The 15,219-nt window shown below is 58.5% G+C and carries 14 protein-coding genes and 3 pseudogenes; 5 read left to right on the forward strand and 12 right to left on the reverse strand.

Annotation, left to right across the window (positions count from 1 at the left end; genetic code table 11):
* A partial coding sequence (locus PH551_RS29700; RefSeq protein ID WP_285196111.1) for a phasin occupies window positions 1–296 on the forward strand: 296 nt, incomplete at its 5' end.
* Between the two features lie 263 nt (window positions 297–559).
* Complete coding sequence (locus PH551_RS29705; RefSeq protein ID WP_004680434.1) at window positions 560–859, forward strand: hypothetical protein; 300 nt, start codon at window positions 560–562, stop codon at window positions 857–859.
* A 341-nt stretch (window positions 860–1,200) separates the two neighbouring features.
* Here PH551_RS29705 and PH551_RS32955 read toward each other — a convergent pair whose 3' ends face one another.
* From PH551_RS32955 to PH551_RS29720, 4 genes are all read right to left on the reverse strand, one after another.
* The gene (locus PH551_RS32955) at window positions 1,201–1,335 is read right to left on the reverse strand and encodes a hypothetical protein (RefSeq protein WP_004680433.1); all 135 of its coding nucleotides are present in this window, start codon (window positions 1,333–1,335) and stop codon (window positions 1,201–1,203) included.
* A complete protein-coding gene (locus PH551_RS29710) occupies window positions 1,292–1,444 on the reverse strand; it encodes a hypothetical protein (protein ID WP_312863359.1) in 153 nt (50 codons plus the stop codon). The genes PH551_RS32955 and PH551_RS29710 overlap by 44 nt, the downstream gene beginning before the upstream one ends.
* 42 nt (window positions 1,445–1,486) lie before the next feature.
* Window positions 1,487–1,792, reverse strand: a complete 306-nt coding sequence (locus PH551_RS29715) for a hypothetical protein (RefSeq protein ID WP_004680432.1) — start codon at window positions 1,790–1,792, stop codon at window positions 1,487–1,489.
* Window positions 1,793–2,317: 525 nt separating this feature from the next.
* On the reverse strand, window positions 2,318–3,289 hold the full coding sequence (locus PH551_RS29720) for a leucine-rich repeat domain-containing protein (RefSeq protein WP_004680431.1): 972 nt from the start codon (window positions 3,287–3,289) through the stop codon (window positions 2,318–2,320).
* A gap of 130 nt (window positions 3,290–3,419) precedes the next feature.
* Here PH551_RS29720 and PH551_RS29725 point away from each other — a divergent pair, with 130 nt between their 5' ends.
* Window positions 3,420–3,548 (forward strand): hypothetical protein, encoded by a 129-nt coding sequence (locus PH551_RS29725; RefSeq protein WP_010068000.1) that lies wholly within the window; start codon window positions 3,420–3,422, stop codon window positions 3,546–3,548.
* 456 nt (window positions 3,549–4,004) lie between these two features.
* On the opposite strand, the gene PH551_RS29730 is transcribed toward PH551_RS29725, so the two are convergent.
* Window positions 4,005–6,032 carry a type VI secretion system Vgr family protein gene (locus PH551_RS29730; RefSeq protein ID WP_004680430.1) on the reverse strand — a complete coding sequence of 676 codons (2,028 nt, stop codon included), beginning with the start codon at window positions 6,030–6,032 and terminating at the stop codon, window positions 4,005–4,007.
* Window positions 6,033–6,581: 549 nt separating this feature from the next.
* On the opposite strand from PH551_RS29730, the pseudogene PH551_RS32960 reads away from it, so the two are divergent.
* Window positions 6,582–6,719 (forward strand): annotated as a pseudogene (locus PH551_RS32960) (CoA ester lyase); the annotation flags it as partial.
* 105 nt (window positions 6,720–6,824) lie between these two features.
* Here PH551_RS32960 and tssG read toward each other — a convergent pair.
* The 7 genes and pseudogenes from tssG to tssA all read right to left on the reverse strand — a co-directional run.
* Window positions 6,825–7,796 (reverse strand): annotated as a pseudogene (gene tssG, locus PH551_RS29735) (type VI secretion system baseplate subunit TssG); the annotation flags it as partial.
* Window positions 7,760–9,646 carry a type VI secretion system baseplate subunit TssF gene (tssF, locus tag PH551_RS29740; protein ID WP_004680428.1) on the reverse strand — a complete coding sequence of 629 codons (1,887 nt, stop codon included), beginning with the start codon at window positions 9,644–9,646 and terminating at the stop codon, window positions 7,760–7,762. The pseudogene tssG and the gene tssF, both read right to left, overlap by 37 nt.
* A complete protein-coding gene (gene tssE, locus PH551_RS29745; protein ID WP_004680427.1) occupies window positions 9,646–10,149 on the reverse strand; it encodes a type VI secretion system baseplate subunit TssE in 504 nt (167 codons plus the stop codon). Before tssE ends, tssF begins: the two co-directional genes overlap by 1 nt.
* Window positions 10,150–10,235: 86 nt before the next feature.
* Entirely contained in the window at window positions 10,236–10,769 is a 534-nt protein-coding gene (locus tag PH551_RS29750; RefSeq protein ID WP_004680426.1) for an Hcp family type VI secretion system effector, read from the reverse strand.
* A gap of 115 nt (window positions 10,770–10,884) precedes the next feature.
* The gene (tssC, locus tag PH551_RS29755) at window positions 10,885–12,372 is read right to left on the reverse strand and encodes a type VI secretion system contractile sheath large subunit (RefSeq protein ID WP_004680425.1); all 1,488 of its coding nucleotides are present in this window, start codon (window positions 12,370–12,372) and stop codon (window positions 10,885–10,887) included.
* Window positions 12,373–12,374: 2 nt separating this feature from the next.
* The gene (gene tssB / locus PH551_RS29760; protein WP_004680424.1) at window positions 12,375–12,929 is read right to left on the reverse strand and encodes a type VI secretion system contractile sheath small subunit; all 555 of its coding nucleotides are present in this window, start codon (window positions 12,927–12,929) and stop codon (window positions 12,375–12,377) included.
* A gap of 35 nt (window positions 12,930–12,964) precedes the next feature.
* A complete protein-coding gene (gene tssA, locus PH551_RS29765; RefSeq protein WP_004680423.1) occupies window positions 12,965–13,957 on the reverse strand; it encodes a type VI secretion system protein TssA in 993 nt (330 codons plus the stop codon).
* 93 nt (window positions 13,958–14,050) lie between these two features.
* On the opposite strand from tssA, the pseudogene PH551_RS29770 reads away from it, so the two are divergent.
* Window positions 14,051–14,407 (forward strand): annotated as a pseudogene (locus PH551_RS29770) (IS3 family transposase); the annotation flags it as partial.
* Window positions 14,408–15,219: the final 812 nt, after the last annotated feature.

Genomic DNA, 15,219 nt, shown 5'->3' on the forward strand with positions numbered 1-15,219 from the left:
TGCTGCCTCCGATCCTCGAAACGACAAGTCTATTCGGCAACGAATTGTGGTGGAAGACGATCGCTGCACTGCAGGCCGACGCCGAGGCCAGCTTCTCACATTTGCAAGCTTTGCTGGGCGCGAATTCGCCGTCGCAGATCCTCGAACAGCAGTCGACCTTTTTCCGCAAGCGCGTTGAGACAAGTTTGCAGCACGCCAAGGAAGTCCGGGTGCTCTCAAGCAGGGCGGTGGAGGAAATCTCAAAGCCGGTCAAGGATGCTTTTGACAAGGTGCTGACGGACCTCAAGGCGACGTAAAAGCGGACTCGCACTTAAATCGCCTGGACTGATCGGGGGCGGCCTACCTTATTCATGGACGGAAAAGATGGTGACGGGGACCATCAGGTCGGGAGAGAGCTGGAAAGTGTGTCCTGCGATCTCGATAGCTCCAGCTAACAAGCTCCTGAAAACGGATCGCGGGCGGCCGGCGTGACATATTGGACGGTTTGAACTGGCGAAGAACCCACCATCTTGGTATCTAACCGCGTAGGCGGCAGGGGGCAGGGGGCAGGGAAGTGGTAATGGATTCACGCAGGGACATAGCCGAGCGGGTCATCGCGCGTTGGAAGGCGCGAGGAATCCGGATCGATGAAGACCCGGGTTTCATGGAACTGGTCGCTCTTTGGACGGCAGGGTCGATTGCGTCCGGTGAAATGCGCCGCCGGTATTCGGCGCTCCAGCGCGAGCGGTCGCTGTCCAGGTCAATGCCACTTGATGTGTATCCCTGCGACGAAGGGGCGGAGGTCGATCATCGATCGATTGCGATTCCAGACGACGAACCAGATGAACGGGGAGGTCTCGGACTGCCGGCGCAAGGGTGACTCTTACAAAGGGCTCATCACGCACCATTTCCTGGCGAGCGCGAACTTCACGAAACAGCGGGTCGACAAGCGCTGCGTCGCGTTGTGCATATTCTCGGGAAGAGTCCGAAAAATCCTTGCCACGAGCCGCAATGGCTGGCGGCTCAGCAAGGTAGAAGGTGAGGAGCGGCCGGCGGTACTGAGTCGACATCTTTATCAACTGTGGGCGTGTCGGCTCAGGGCATCTTCAAGCATGGCAAGGCGGTCGCTGCCCGCTATACAGGGTGCATCGCTAATGCCGAGCTTGTCGGCACATCTTCAACGCTGAGTCCCTCAGTCTCGTGCGCCCAGCGTCCGACAAGTTATTGTCTTCCATGGGAGTCCGGCTTGCGCAAATTGCCCCCGATGAAGGTTGGTCCGCCCGGGTCTTCCGCATGGAAAACGCGCGTTGCCTCAAAAACGCCGGTGCGCCATGCATAGGTCGTATCGTCGATCATGCGGCAAGACCTCCTGGTTTGTCGGACGACCGTACCATTTGGTGACGATGCGGGCTACTTTGGCGACGAGCGCGGTACTCATGCGAAGGTTCGAGTGTGCATCGAACATCTCCGGCGCCAAATAGCATCGAGACCTCGTTTGGGCGAAAGGTTATTCCTTTGCTGCAAAGCCTAGCTCAACGCGGCTGACATCTAAGATCGCCCGAAGGACGTCGATGCCGAATTTGAGGCTTTCCACCTCGACATCCAGCGAGATGCCCTCGGTGACTGTGCCTTTTGCGTTAGCGATTACCACCTCCTCCAGGTCTTCGAACCACTGAGGACTGTTCCCTTTGTGAAGCTTCGATAGTTCCGCAATCGCGACACTAAATGCCGATTGGACCGCGATTAGAGCGGCGCCGAGCTTTCGTTCGTCTACACCCGAGATGCAAACAATGGGGCTGTTTTTCTCATCCATGGGCTGTTCCTCTGCTGGCTCGCCACGAAACCCTATTTCAACTAATAGGCGACAGAGTCGTCGATCGCCGACGAATGCAAATAGGCCCGTAGGCTGGAGTCTCGGGTAGTTAGATCAACGAATACGCGATGCTGGGGGTGGACCATGTGGAAATGGTGGATGCGCTTGAGGCCTGTTGAAATCTGGGTCCAGCTTCCGAACGTTCCAACCGGCGGCAATGCCTCTAGGCCGTAAGCGTCGCACCTCCTGGTACGCGATAGCGGGTAATCCTTTGTACGAACTGGCTCGCATGCAAGGTCGCCCGAAGGACACAAGTGCCGAGCCTGGGCTTTCCGGCCATAGTCTTCAGTGAGACGTCTGTTGCTTCCACAACTCAACACATTCCGGCGAGCGGCATAAACCTGCAAACTCATTGTTTTTGATCCGCACGCGTCATACCTGGCCTGCACCCCACCGCCATGGCTTCGGCAAAAGGCCTTTTACTCAAAACGCAGGGACCTAGTTTGGCCCGTTTGTCAGGCAGCATCACAAAAAGATCTGCGGAAGGCTCGTCCCGCTTTGCGCGCTCAGGTGCGCCCGCAGTCGATCTGGCAGCGGATTGTTATTCAGGTACACTTTGCAATGAGGCGGAAGCTGCGACAGAATGTACGGCAGTGCAGTTCGCCCGTCGCCAAGTCCTCTCAGGTTGTTTCCACGAACGCTAAGCTCCTCCAGCCCCCTCGGCAGGTTAGGGGGCAGGTGGGTCAGTTCATTACTGTCGGTGCTGAGCCACTTTAGGGTGGCCGGGAGGTCCTCGGGTAGGCTAGTCAGTTCATTGTGAGGGACTTCGAGCCTCGTGAGCTTTGCAGGAAGGCGCTCGGGCAGGCGAATTATATTATTGAGTTCGGCGCGGAGATCCGTCAATTCGAGGGGGAGATTCTCCGGCAGGTGCGCGATTTCGTTGCGGGTGACATGAAGCTCCCTGAGCTCAGGCGGCAGGTTATCGGGCAAACTGGTCAGCCGGTTGTGGTTGACGTAGAGATACTTTAGTCCGGAAGGAAGCTCGTTCGGCAATCTGGTCAGCCGGTTGCCGTCGACGTAGAGCGTCTCGAGCATGTCCGGAAGAACCTCAGGCAGCGTGGTCAGCTGGTTGTCGCAGGCAGAGAGCTTTCGCAGACCGGGCGGGAGGTTGTTGGGCAGCCTGCCCAACCGGTTGTCATTGGCGTTGAGCCGCTGGAGGCCGGCCGGTAAGGTGGGGGGCAGTGCCGTTAGGGACAGCGATGTTAAGTTCAGGGGGGCACGAAAATTGCGGGTTTCCGTCCAGGCCTCGATCCGTGCCATTGCCTCGTGCCGGTCCTCGTCCTGCTCCTGCTGCCCGTCTTCCGCCCAGGCCAGTAAAATTTCTTTCAGTGCCGCTTCGCCGGACGAGGAGCCAGTCAAGCCTTCAACCCAGTTAAAGGTGTCTTCACCGCCTTGTTCGGAACTATTGCCAACACCCCCCTGCCTTCTGCCGTACATTGCGTCGTTCCTTAGGTCATTGCGTCACTGCTGATGTTACTTCCGTCGCGACCTTTCCTTCCAATACCAAATTCGTATCCCGTTATGCTTCGGGGGCATGGCCAGCGTCCTCCCTCGAGCTGGACAGCGCATGATTTTTATCGCGACGTTGAACAATCCCACCATTGACATGCTGCGCAAACTCGGCCTGACAGGCATGGCCAGCGCCTATCAGGAACTCGAAACGCAAATAGAAGCGAGACACCTTCGAGCATGGTGAAAGGCTTCGACTGCTGCTCGAGGCGGCCACGCTCCGCCAGAAGCGCTTCGAGGCGAGAGCCCGCCCTGCAAAGCAGCGCTGTAACGCCCAGATCGAGAACGCTGATTTTTGCGCCGCCCGCGCCCTGATCGCAATTTCGTGACGCCGAGTGATAAAGGTATTTCATCCACCAGTTCCAGCTTGGTGGAGACCTAAACCAGACGCATTTGGAGCCGCTTGCGGCCGATTTCGCGTGGCAACTCCATCTAACTGAGGCGCAAGTTCCCGGAACAAACGCTCACGCGCGATAACCTTTCCTCATTTTCGGGCAATCTCGCAGTGTCACGTTGATTTGGTAGGTCAGCTTACGACGCCGAAGCCGTTACGCTTTTTCTCTACGCCTGCAGGGCCCTGCCGACTTAAAGGCAACGACTTCCGGACAGCCGAGGCCCAGAACCAGTTCACCTTGACATCGTGTCACTCGGGCGTAACAGGCGGCAGCCCGAGTGTCGCAATAAGCTTCATTATCGACGGCGTGGGTGGACCCGGTGTCGGCGGCGGCATGGAGACGATGGACCCGAGCCGCGGAGGCGTTGCCATAACGCCAATCATCGTGCCGATAATGGCGATCCCATCGCCGCTGATTTCGATGGCCTGCGGGCCGGTTCTGCCCGATACTACAAGGCGGATCTTGTCGGGTGTTACCTCGACGCGGCTACCTAAGGCCGCTGCGGCAGGGGAGTCGGGCGCGGCGCCGCCCGAGGTCAGGAGGAAGTGTCTCTTGACGTCGATGCTGTAGATATTCCCGACCTCGACGGTATGATTCTTCTGGGCCTTCAAATAGACCTCCTCACGGCCCTGCTTGTCCTCAAAGCGCAGTTCATTGTAGGCATTAGCGGCGCCGCCATCGGTATGCGTCCGGAAGGTCGACCGCGTTTTGTCGGTCGGCAGGGTTTCAGGCGGCAGATTTGAGCCATTGTATACGACGCCGGTCACCAGGGGCGTGTCGGGATTGCCGTGGATGAAATCAACCACGACCTCATGGCCGATCCGTGGGACGACCAGGTTGCCAAAACCCTTACCAGCGAAGTTCTGGGCCACCCGAATCCAGCAGGAGCTGTTCTCGTTCTTTCCGCCTTCTCGGTCCCAGAAGAACTGAACCTTCACACGGCCGTACTTATCCGTCGCGATCGACTCGCCCTCGGGGCCCACGACGACGGCCGTCTGCGGTCCGTGAATCAACCGCGCCGGTGTGCGGCGCCTCGGTCGGTACTGGGTGGTCGCGGGGATAATCTCTACGTTGCTGTGATAGAGGAACCGCTCGCCCTTCCCCCCCACGGTGTCCGCAGTGAGATCGTCCCCCACCTCACCGATGACAGTGAAGTCCTGTCCGACTGCCAGAAAGCGATCGGTGGGTTTCGGGCGGGAACCGACCTGGCCGTAGTAGAAGGGATTTGCCGCCTTGAATAATGACCCGGTCGTTATCTGGCGCGCAGTGCTTTCGATCCGCGCGCGATAAGCGTTGCAGGCGAGTTCCTCGGCACGGATGGTGGCGTAGAAATCGCCATCGCTTTTTTTTGTATACTGGCCTGGATACTCGAAGACCTCCCGCATTGCCGTGCAGCCGCTGCTTGCCGACGAGGTCTCGCCCGTTCTGACCGCCACGCTCTCCCGCGGTCGGGTGATGGCGCTTCCCGTGAGCTTGCATGGCGGAATGCCGCCTGTCCTCACGGGAGGAACACGCGCGACAGACGTCAGTTCTGCCATCGGCTTCTCATGGTCATAGTCCCTGAGAACGACCTTATTCGGCTGTAGCGATACGACCTCGTCCCAATGCAGGATGACATCTTCTTGGTAAAGACTTCGGGCAGGCCTGAGATTGTGGTGGGTCTCTACGATCTCAGGCGTGCAGGCCATGTGACTCGCGGCGTTGTCGACCAGCACCAGGTCATGTTGGTCCTCAGCATGTTCAAAATAGTAGTAGATGCCGTCCTGCTCCATGAGGCGGCTGACGAAGGCCAGATCCGTTTCATCGTACTGGACGCAATATGGGCGCTGTGGGAACCGTCGGGCGGTCTGATTCTTGAAATTGCCTTTATGTTCTCGAAAAATCGTGGTGATGATCTCGATGCTCGTCTTGTTCTGAAAGACCCGACTGTTAGAGCGATGCTCGAGCAATGAAATCCACGGCCGCACCTGCGCCACGTAGTTGAGGTGCTCGGTATCGTCGAGGCCGAGATATTGGAAGCGCGTAACAACACCGTTGAAGAAGCGCGTTTGCGAGTCCTTGAGCTTAAGGCCGATTGTCAGGTTTTGACCGGGGATCGTAGCAAAGTTCTGAACTGGATTGCGGCTGGCGAGCTTCACCTCGTAGAGGAAAGGTTCCCCCAGCCGCTCGGTGCCACTGAGCCGCCGGAGAGAGATTTCATTCAACTCGGACGCGGCCGAAGTGACCGCAACAAAACGATTGTGCCTTAAGAGACTCTCGATTCTTGACTCGACCATGGTGGTGTGTGTTCCGCAGATTTGATGAGAAGGCGCGGTTGCGCCCGATGGCGTGAGTAGGATGCTGCCGAAGCCATCGGCGAAGATGCCGAAAAGCGTTTATTTCGTGCATCGAAATCGCCGACCGTTGCTCAGCCAAGATGTCTTGCTGGCCCGCATCGTCAGAGCCAAGCGGGGGAGGGCGGGGTGAAGAAAGCGTGTGGGTCTCTTGGAACTCACCCACGCTAAGTCCCACCCAAATCTCGCCATGCGGCCTTGTAACATCGATGAGTTGGCGGATTCCGGCGGTGCTAGCGACGACGTGTCTCCTGGAAGATTCAACCAGGCCCAGGGCGCAGCGCCCGAGCGGACAACCACGGTGGTCGAGTTTCGCCGCGATCGTCGGCTCGATAGGCCTCTCCGCTGCTGAAGCCTCAAGGGCGTCAAAATGGCGATAACGTTCCAAAGAGGCGTCACGGCGAATTTTGCAAAGGGCCTTGGCGGTCCCATTGCAGTTTGCGTTGAGCTTACTGAAGAGAGTCGAGCTTCCGATGCTTGTCATAACGGGCCTTCCAAGCCGCCGCCCGCCGTGCCGCCGCACTTGGTATCGAGGTTACGTGGGCCATTCACCCGTTCCAGATCGATCTCGCCAAGGAGATCTTCTCCCCGCCCGAAAAGAAGGTCGAGCGGGCCCGCCGCATCATGGATGTCCGTTTCAGGAGAGTGCCATGCGGCAGCCGGTGGGCCCCGGTCAGTCGGGGTAGTTGTCAAGTCATCGGCGTGCTGGCGCGTTTTCCTCTTGCCCATCCAACTGGACCATCCGAGTCTGCCGCAGCGACCCAACTGCACTTCCGGGACCTGCTCCTGACGGAGAACGAGGTTAATCTCCCAGTCAAGTTCATCTCCAAGGTAGTTGCAGATGATCTCCGCTATCGACTTAAGGCCGGGAGCTGCGGGCAGAAGCGATTCGTAATGAGCCAGGCTGAGGGGACCCACAATGAGTCGGAACCGATGGTGCCACACTCTGACCCTCGCACCTGCAATAGCGTTGCTGTTCAGCGTGCCCGTGGCCGGGTCGTGGCCCAGGAGGCAGAGCGATATGCGGGGCAGATCCACCCACTTTGGGACAAATTCACGGATATCAACCGGCGCCTCGACGAAGCTGGCGAGGATGGCAGCGAGCCCCTCGGCGTTGCGGGTGTGTGAGGCGAGACGGCCGGTGAAGTGGAGTTTGGCCAGATCAGGCATAGCATCCCGCGCGCGCAGGGAGGTCATCCCGAAGCCGGCTAGCGCGCCGAGCTGAAGGGCAAATCGATCTTCTTGTGGCCTGTCATAGCTCACGGTCGGTTCGCCCTCCGCCCATGCGCGGAAGAAGAACGAGGCCATTCGATGATGAAAGGTATCAGCAAATCGGATCAGCGTCTCATCCGCGGCGTTGTGCTGCCGGAGAAGGGCGTACTCCGTCAGATGCAATGGGAGGGGACCGTGGGGTCCAAACAAGCCGAAGGCGTAGGTGGAGATTACGGGGTCGTTCTCCTCGTGCGCAGTCACGCCCGCGATCGATCGAGTCGGAAATGCAAGGGAGGGCTGCTGGGCGATCCGCACGCGATCCAGGCTGGGACCGCTCGATTCTCCCAGCCGAGGCCGATCTGAGCAGATTGCATCGATCCGCCGCAGAGCCTGGAAGAAGTCGCAGGCATGCGGTTCGGCCCTGAGCGAGCTTAGGAAGTCGCCGAGTGCCCCCGAAATCAAAGGATCGCCCGGCGGCCGGCCATCGTCGGCCATCGCATTACCTCCCCGCGCTGTAGCGTCGAGACGACCATCTCGGTGAAGCTGTTGATGGATACGTATTTCGCGAAGAACTGGTTGAGCACGGAGGCGAGCGGAAAGATGCCAACGCCTTCGAAGGCCGCTTCGTCCAGGATGATACCAACCTCAATCCCACGTGCTACGGCGGCTTGTCCACCGCTGGACAATCGCCTGACCGCAGGCCTGGACCGAATCTCCCGGATCCCGTCGATCTGCCGTGAGGCGAAGGCATTGACTGGATCGACGTAGAGGCGGAGGAGTTCACGTAGCGCTTCTGCGCCCCGGTGGTCGTTCCTATCGGAATTGCTGATCGAGAGGTAGTTCAGTGAAAGATGGCTAATTAATCGCCAAGTGATATCGCCATTGGCGAAGGAGTGGCGCGGTCGGCTCGGGGGCGATACGCACCGGGTGGCGGTAACTGGAGCGCCGATTTCCAGGGTGAAGTCTGTCACGTCCCGGCCGATCGGCAGCAGCAGCGCCAGATCCCGGTTCGAGCACAGGCAGTTTACAGACAAATGCCGGAGTTCCGCCGAATAGGGAGCCGCCTGGCGATCAACTAGAGAAACGAACGTTTCGCTGCCGATGTAGCCAGTCCGCGCGCCATTTAGACGCTGGTGCTCCGACATGAGGCGCTGCTCCCGGCGGATCGCGTAGTATCTGGAATGCTGCTCCTCCTGACCGTGCGCGCTGATGCTATAGAACGGGTAGAACCTCACGGGAGCCGCTTCGTTTTTCGCCCCGTCTCCGCTCATCTCGAGGATCGAGTGGACCTCAAAGTCGAGCGGCCTCATCCTGTCAACAATCACATGATGCTCGGTGTTCTTGTCGCTCACGTGGACGAGATCTGCCTGGCGTTCGAAGAGATTAATCGCGGGCGTTGCGAAGAGAACGATATTTTGGGGCCCGAGCTGTCGTTCCAGCCGTGGCTCGACACGTCTGAGTGCGAAGACGATCTCAAGGGTCTCGGCAGTTGACAGGGCTACTGCGTCTGCCAGCCCGCTAACCTCGACGAACAACGTCCGCTCCGCGAGGGCGAAATACTCCTGTAGGAGACGGTACCCGTCGAAAGAGCGTGGCACCTCGGGCAGGAGAGCACAGCTCGGCTCCAAACCGCGTTGCTGCAGCGCATGAACCGGAATCTTTTCCTGCCAAGGGATAGGCCGGCCGACCGGACGGGCTATGATATTGCATGCGTCACCGAGAAGCTGTTCGGCGAGTGCGGCGCCGATGCCACCGGGGCCTGTTAGGTGCAGTGTGAGAGCCTCTAGTCCGAGTTTATTGAACGGCATGCCATTGGTGGTACGAAGGCGTAGTCGCAAAGCAGCCTTCGCATCTTGCCGGGCCGGAAGATCCAGTGCGGCGATCTGCCCCGGCGTCGAAAAATAATCGGCAGCGCTCACCACAATTGGCCAGAGATGCACATCATGGGCCGTGCGGAACTCGCAATGTGTGACGGCGCCCGGAGCAAGACGGCCCAAAAGCTTGGTTCCCCGCGGCACGAGGTATCCATTTTCAAGTCGTCCGGCATCCTGGTCGGGCTCGAAACGGACGATCGTCATCGAGGGGAGCGGCGGTAGAAAATGCGGATAGACCATCTCCAGGAGGTGCTGGGTGAATTCCGGAAAGCGAGACTGAAGCTTCAATTGCACCCGCGCCGCCATGAAAGCGAAGCCTTCCAGAAGCCGCTCGACGTAGGGGTCGGCGACCTCCGCTGATTCCATCCCGAGCCGGGCGGCGACCTTCGGGAATGCACGGGCGAACTCGGCCCCCATCTCGCGCATATAAGCAAGTTCGTCGTTGTACAGTCGCAGGAGCCGGGGATCCATCAGCTTATCTCTGTACCGAGATGAACGCGGGCGGATTCGAGCTCGGAATCTACCTCCGTACGCATCACCATTCGCACCGGCAATGGCTGCGCCCACAGATCGGCTTCGATCCTAAAGCGAAAAGTGCCGCAACCCTGACCATCGTCCAGGACCGTGACCTTCAGGGTGTCCGGTAAGAGACGCGGCTCAAAGCGCTGAAGGCTCTCGATTATCGCTTCGCGCAATGCGCTCTTATCCATGCCTTCGCGAATTTGTCCGCTGAGAGGCCAGGCACCATAATTAAGTGCACTGGCCGCTACGTGAGGGTACGCTTGTAGATCTACGGTTGCACCCAATTGATTGGTGTTCAACAACCAGGAAACATCGCGTAGAATCACCTCTTCCAGTTGGCGAACAGAGAAGCTGCGCTTGTCCTGCGCTTCACACGAGCTGCGCGGCTCATCGTCCGTAAGCCGGTCCAGGAGGGATGGTTGCACGAGATCCCGCTTAACATCTCTGCCCATGTTACAATCTCCAGGTGCAATGGCGACGAGTCGATCTGTCGTTTTCGCGCGCAGCCCCGAATATTCCCGGGTTGCCGATGGCCCCATCAGCCGACGAGCCTATTGAAGTCGGTGCTGTTCGCGATTTGGTTCCAGATGCCCTCGCCAGCTTTGGTAAGAGCGCCTTTTTCATCCTGCCTGTAATAAATGACCTTGCAGGCGCCGAACCGGAATGTGATCGTCTCCTCGGGGGCCTCTTCCGCATAGGACCACTCGACCTTCTCGACTACCAGCATGTTGAAACTCCAGTGCAAGAACAGGTTCGATTCTGATGTAGCTTGTCCGCTCCCCGTCGCTTTGAAAAGTTTCAGTTCGACGCTATTGAAGTGGGCGCCGCGACCACAGGCAACGTACAGAGAGGGCGATGACGTATCCACCTGCTTCTTGATAGTGAAGACCTCGAATTCGGCCTTGCCCGCGCCCGCCCCGGCGGTATGAGGCCCAATGTTCAGCTTGTTTTCGAGTGAAAAGCTCCATTCGTCCGCTAGGGTGATACCGTCCTTTAGAATGATAGATTCGCCCTTGGGCAAAATGCCGTCCTTGGACGCTTGCGTGAATTTTATAACCGCGTCGAACGCCATGATGGACTTTCCTTTTCTCGTTGATCTGATTGGGCCTGGATTGCATCGGCCAGCCCGGGGCAGCTATTCCGGAGTTTTGGCGCCGAGAACGGAGCACAATCATCTGCGGGTTTTCTCAGTCCTTGCGGGCGGATGGCAGGCGCGAGACAAGTCTCAAAGAGATGGTTAGGCCTTCGAGCTGGTAGTGTGGCCGCATGTAAAATCTCGCAACGTAATATCCGGGATTATCTTCGACCTCTTCCACCTTGACCTCGGCTGAGGAGAGCGGCTGCTGTGCCTTACTCTCTTCGCTCCCAAGCTCGGGCGAGGGGTGGACATAGCCCTGAATCCATTGGTTGAGCCACTCCTCGACCTCGTGGCGCTCCTTGAACGTGCCAATCTTGTCCCGGACCATACACTTCAAATAATGTGCGAAGCGGCAGGTTGCGAAGATGTAGGGTAGCCGGGCACTGAGTTCGGCGTTCGCTGACGCGTCGGGGTCTTCGTATTTGACCGGCTTGTTAATAGTTTGAGCGCCAATAAATACGCCGAGGTCCGTGTTTTTGCGGTGCAACAGCGGTAGAAGACCGTTTTTGGACAGTTCGGCCTCACGGCGGTCGCTGATCGCGATCTCAGTGGGGCATTTTAGGTCGACGCCACCGTCGTCGCTGCGGAAGGTATGTACCGGCAGACCCTCGACCAGGCCGCCGGATTCGACGCCACGAATTCTGGAGAGCCAGCCATAGAGCTTGAACGAGCGCGTGATATTTACGCCCATGGCGTAGGCTGCGTTCGTCCAAAGGTATTTCTCGCTGTCGCCGCCGTCTGTGTCCTCCTCGAAGGCGAATTCATCGACCGGGTTGGTTTTGGCCCCGTAGGGCAGCCGGCCAAGGGTGCGTGGTAAGGTCAGGGCCACGTACCGAGAGTTCTCGCTCTCGCGGAACGCCCGCCAAGGGGCATGTTCGGGCGTGAGGAAGATTTTTGTGATGTCACGCGGGTTCGCAAGCTCACGCCAAGAATCCATCTGCAGCAGATGTGGTGAGACGGCAGATATAAGCGGTGAGTGGCTCGCCGCCGCGATCTGCGCCAGTCCCGAAAGCAACTCTACGTCCGGTGGGGTATGGTCGAAATAGTAGTCGGCAATCAGGCAGCCATAGGGTTCACCGCCGATTTGGCCGTATTCGTCTTCGTAAATTTTTTTGAATAGCGGACTCTGATCCCAGGTGACACCCTTATATTTCCGCAGAGTTCGGGACATCTCCACCTTTGAAACTGGGAGAACGCGAATCTTCAACGTTTCATCGGTTTCGGTGTTGATGGCAAGGTGATGCAAGCCCCGCCAAGCTGATTCCACGCGCTGGAAATTTTCGTGATGGAGGATCTCGTTGAGTTGTGCAGAAAGCTTCTGGTCGATCGAAGCAATCATTGCTTGGATAGTCGTGACGACATCGTCGCTGATTAGCGACGTGTTTTGAAGTGCCTGCTCGGCCAGTGTTCGGACGGCACTCTCCACCAAGTCACGGGAGTGGTCCGAGCGGATCTTGAACTCGAATCGAAGCATGCGGGTGAAATCGCCGAGATCAACGGTGGCGACCTGTACATCTGTGGCATCTGCAGGCATCATGATCAGTTCTCCTCTGTGTCTGGGGATGCCAATGGCGGAGCGGCAACCACTGCATCAGGCTTCTCAGTCTCGATGCCATTGCCGAGGGCGCTTAGCAGTGCCGAATCCGCGAGGAAGTGGGTGAGCAACTCTTCGGCACCGTTCTTCCCGTCCATATAGGCCAGCAGATTGGAGAGCTCCGTTCGCGCCTCGAGCAGCCTGCTAAGGCTGTCGACCTTGCGCGCCACGGCCGCCGGCGAGAAATCTTCGAGCCGCTCGAACGTCAAGTCGACAGCGAGTTGGCCTTCTCCGGTCAATAGGTTCGGCACCCGCATCACCACCCTGGGCCTCAGCGATCTGAGCCGATCATCGAAATTGTCGATATCGATCTCCATCATCTTGCGCTCCGCGACAGGGGCAAGCGGCTCGGCAGCATTGCCGGCGAGGTCGGACATCACGCCGACCACGAAGGGAAGCTGAACCTTCTTCTGAGAGCCATAGGTCTCGACGTCGTATTCGATCTGTACGCGAGGCGGACGAACCCGCGCGATGAACTTTTGACTACTCGCCTTTGTCATGTGTTCCACTCTCCTGATAGGGAAGATTGCGCACGTCACGTGCCCTCGCCGACCGCCAGACCGGCAATCGAACGGTATTGGGCAACCCCTTCTGGCGCCAACTCTTTGATAAGAGCCATGAAGTCCTTCGAGACAAGTCGCTGCGCGCGCTCCAGGAGGGCTGGCAGCGGGCTCGCGGGCTCATTCACCTGGTACCAGTGGCAAATGCGGCCAAGAATTTCGACAACGTCATCGCGGTTGCGGATCACTTCGGGGTAAGAGGCCTTGCTAGAGTCTGGCAATGGAGATGCCGGGGCTGCAGGCTGGGCCCTTTTCCGATGGGCGTCGACCAGATCCTTGGCCTGGGTGAGTAGCACTATCAGAGGGTCGAATCGAACGGCCTCGTCACTCGCGACGTGCTGCCGAACACTCGCGTCTAGATGGGTGGCGGCTGCCAGGCTGGCGTGGAGACCAGTGCTGATCTGCTCGAGCTGCAGTGGATCGGTGTCGATGAAGGCGTGCTCGATGGTCGAACGATCAATTTCCGTAGATTGGGACCGTAGCGCACCAGCCCAATCGCGGAGCGTAAAAGTCCCGAATTGCCTGGAGGAGGTGAGTGGGACTTGGCGTATTTCTGCCAAGAGCCCGGAGAGATCGCAGAGGCTCGCTAGAGCGTTGAGGCGAACGGTCTGATCTTCGTCATCTTCTGGATCCGGTCGCGGATGTAGCTCTGACCAGTAGAGCTCGACATAGGCCGCGAGCAGCTCAAGCCCCCGACTTAGACCAGAGAAGCCGAACTGACTGAGGGCGGATCGTGTGAGCAAGATGCCGACTCTTAGATCCTTAGTGCGGGCAGAAAGGTCGAGGCCAAGCCGCCACACCTCTGTCCAATCGGGAGCCTCCTCGGTGGCGATGGAGTCGCCTATCTGCTGGTGCGGCTTGCCATGCGACGCTATCTCCAGCTCCAGGAAGCTCAAATCGTAATCGAGAGCATCCCCGCATGCGTTGCCGTCGCTGATCGGTTTTAATAGATGATCTGCATCGAGCATGACCCAAATCCCAGTTTTCCCGACATAAAAGATCGTCGCGCCTCTGTTTCTCAATGTTTAGCAATGAGCAGACGCGATTGCTCATGCACAATCGACATTCGTATATGTCGTGAATGCTTGGGGCGTGAATGCCGCCGCTTCGGATCTTGACGCAGCTATGTGCTGCTCAGGCGCGAGGGACACCTTGTGAACAACAAGAAGCTCTTCCGGGTCCATCGGGAGGAGAAGCTCACGATGCGCAAGCGCCGTGGCCGGAAACGAGCGAAAGGCAAGCGTTGGTGTTGATCCCGCTGGCTGCCAATGATCGTTGGCGCGGGTTCAGGCTTCTGATGGTCGTGAGGAAAGCCGGACTCTCGTCGCCGATACTTCGCTCTCCGGCCTGCGGTCGCCTGTGGACTGGATCGGGTTGTTGAGGAGCGTGGCAAGCCAAGCACTCTGGCCTCGGCTAACTAACCCTGCAGAGTTCGCCCAGATCGGCAACCCGCGACGTGATGCAGTGCTACGCATTCGGAATGGTCTCCGCACCTAAACCCGCCGATGCCGCCGCAGATGCGCAACCCACCGCTGGAGCGAACCCCAAACTGGATAAACTTGACGGTACAAGCTCAGCCAGATTGAATTGACATCGTCGGGCAGTCGTTGCAAAGGGCAACCTGCGGAGTACCGTTGCAAACGTGAGCCTGAAGGCCTCCAACTACGAAGTCTTCGCGCGGCCGCCTCCGCGCCAGTTGCTGCATAAGGTGGATGGCGTCCTCGGCGATCGCTCTTGGGGGTGTCGGCGCGCGGACCCTCATCGAACGAGCAGCCAGCCGGCGGGTCCATCGCGCGTGCAGCGACCCGGCGTCAGTGGTAGAACGGCTCGAGCACTTCAACGGCATTATATCTCCTGCGCTCCGCCGGATCGCCGCACGAGGCATATAGGGCGACAATCTGGATGAGATCCGTATTGACCGCATGTAACGATGCTCCCCGAGATTCGCACGTTGCCTCATTCATTTTGCTCCCAGTTGGAGCGAAGGAGTGGGGTGCGGAGATGGCGGGGTTTCGCAGCGGCCGGCCTCCTTCGTGAGCGCCATTGCCGTTTTCGACGGAAGTCGAAGTTTAATAACCATCGTCGCGGTATTTACTTTTGACAATGGGTGTGATGCGGCTTTGCGTGATCTTCTAAAAAGAATCGAGTCCCGCCGCCAATCCCCCGTTCTATCGCGCACCTACCGCATCCCAACGTGACTGTCGACCCTGCTTCCATTAGTCGTGCAGGG

Source organism: Rhizobium atlanticum (assembly GCF_030182485.1).
Lineage (GTDB): Bacteria > Pseudomonadota > Alphaproteobacteria > Rhizobiales > Rhizobiaceae > Rhizobium.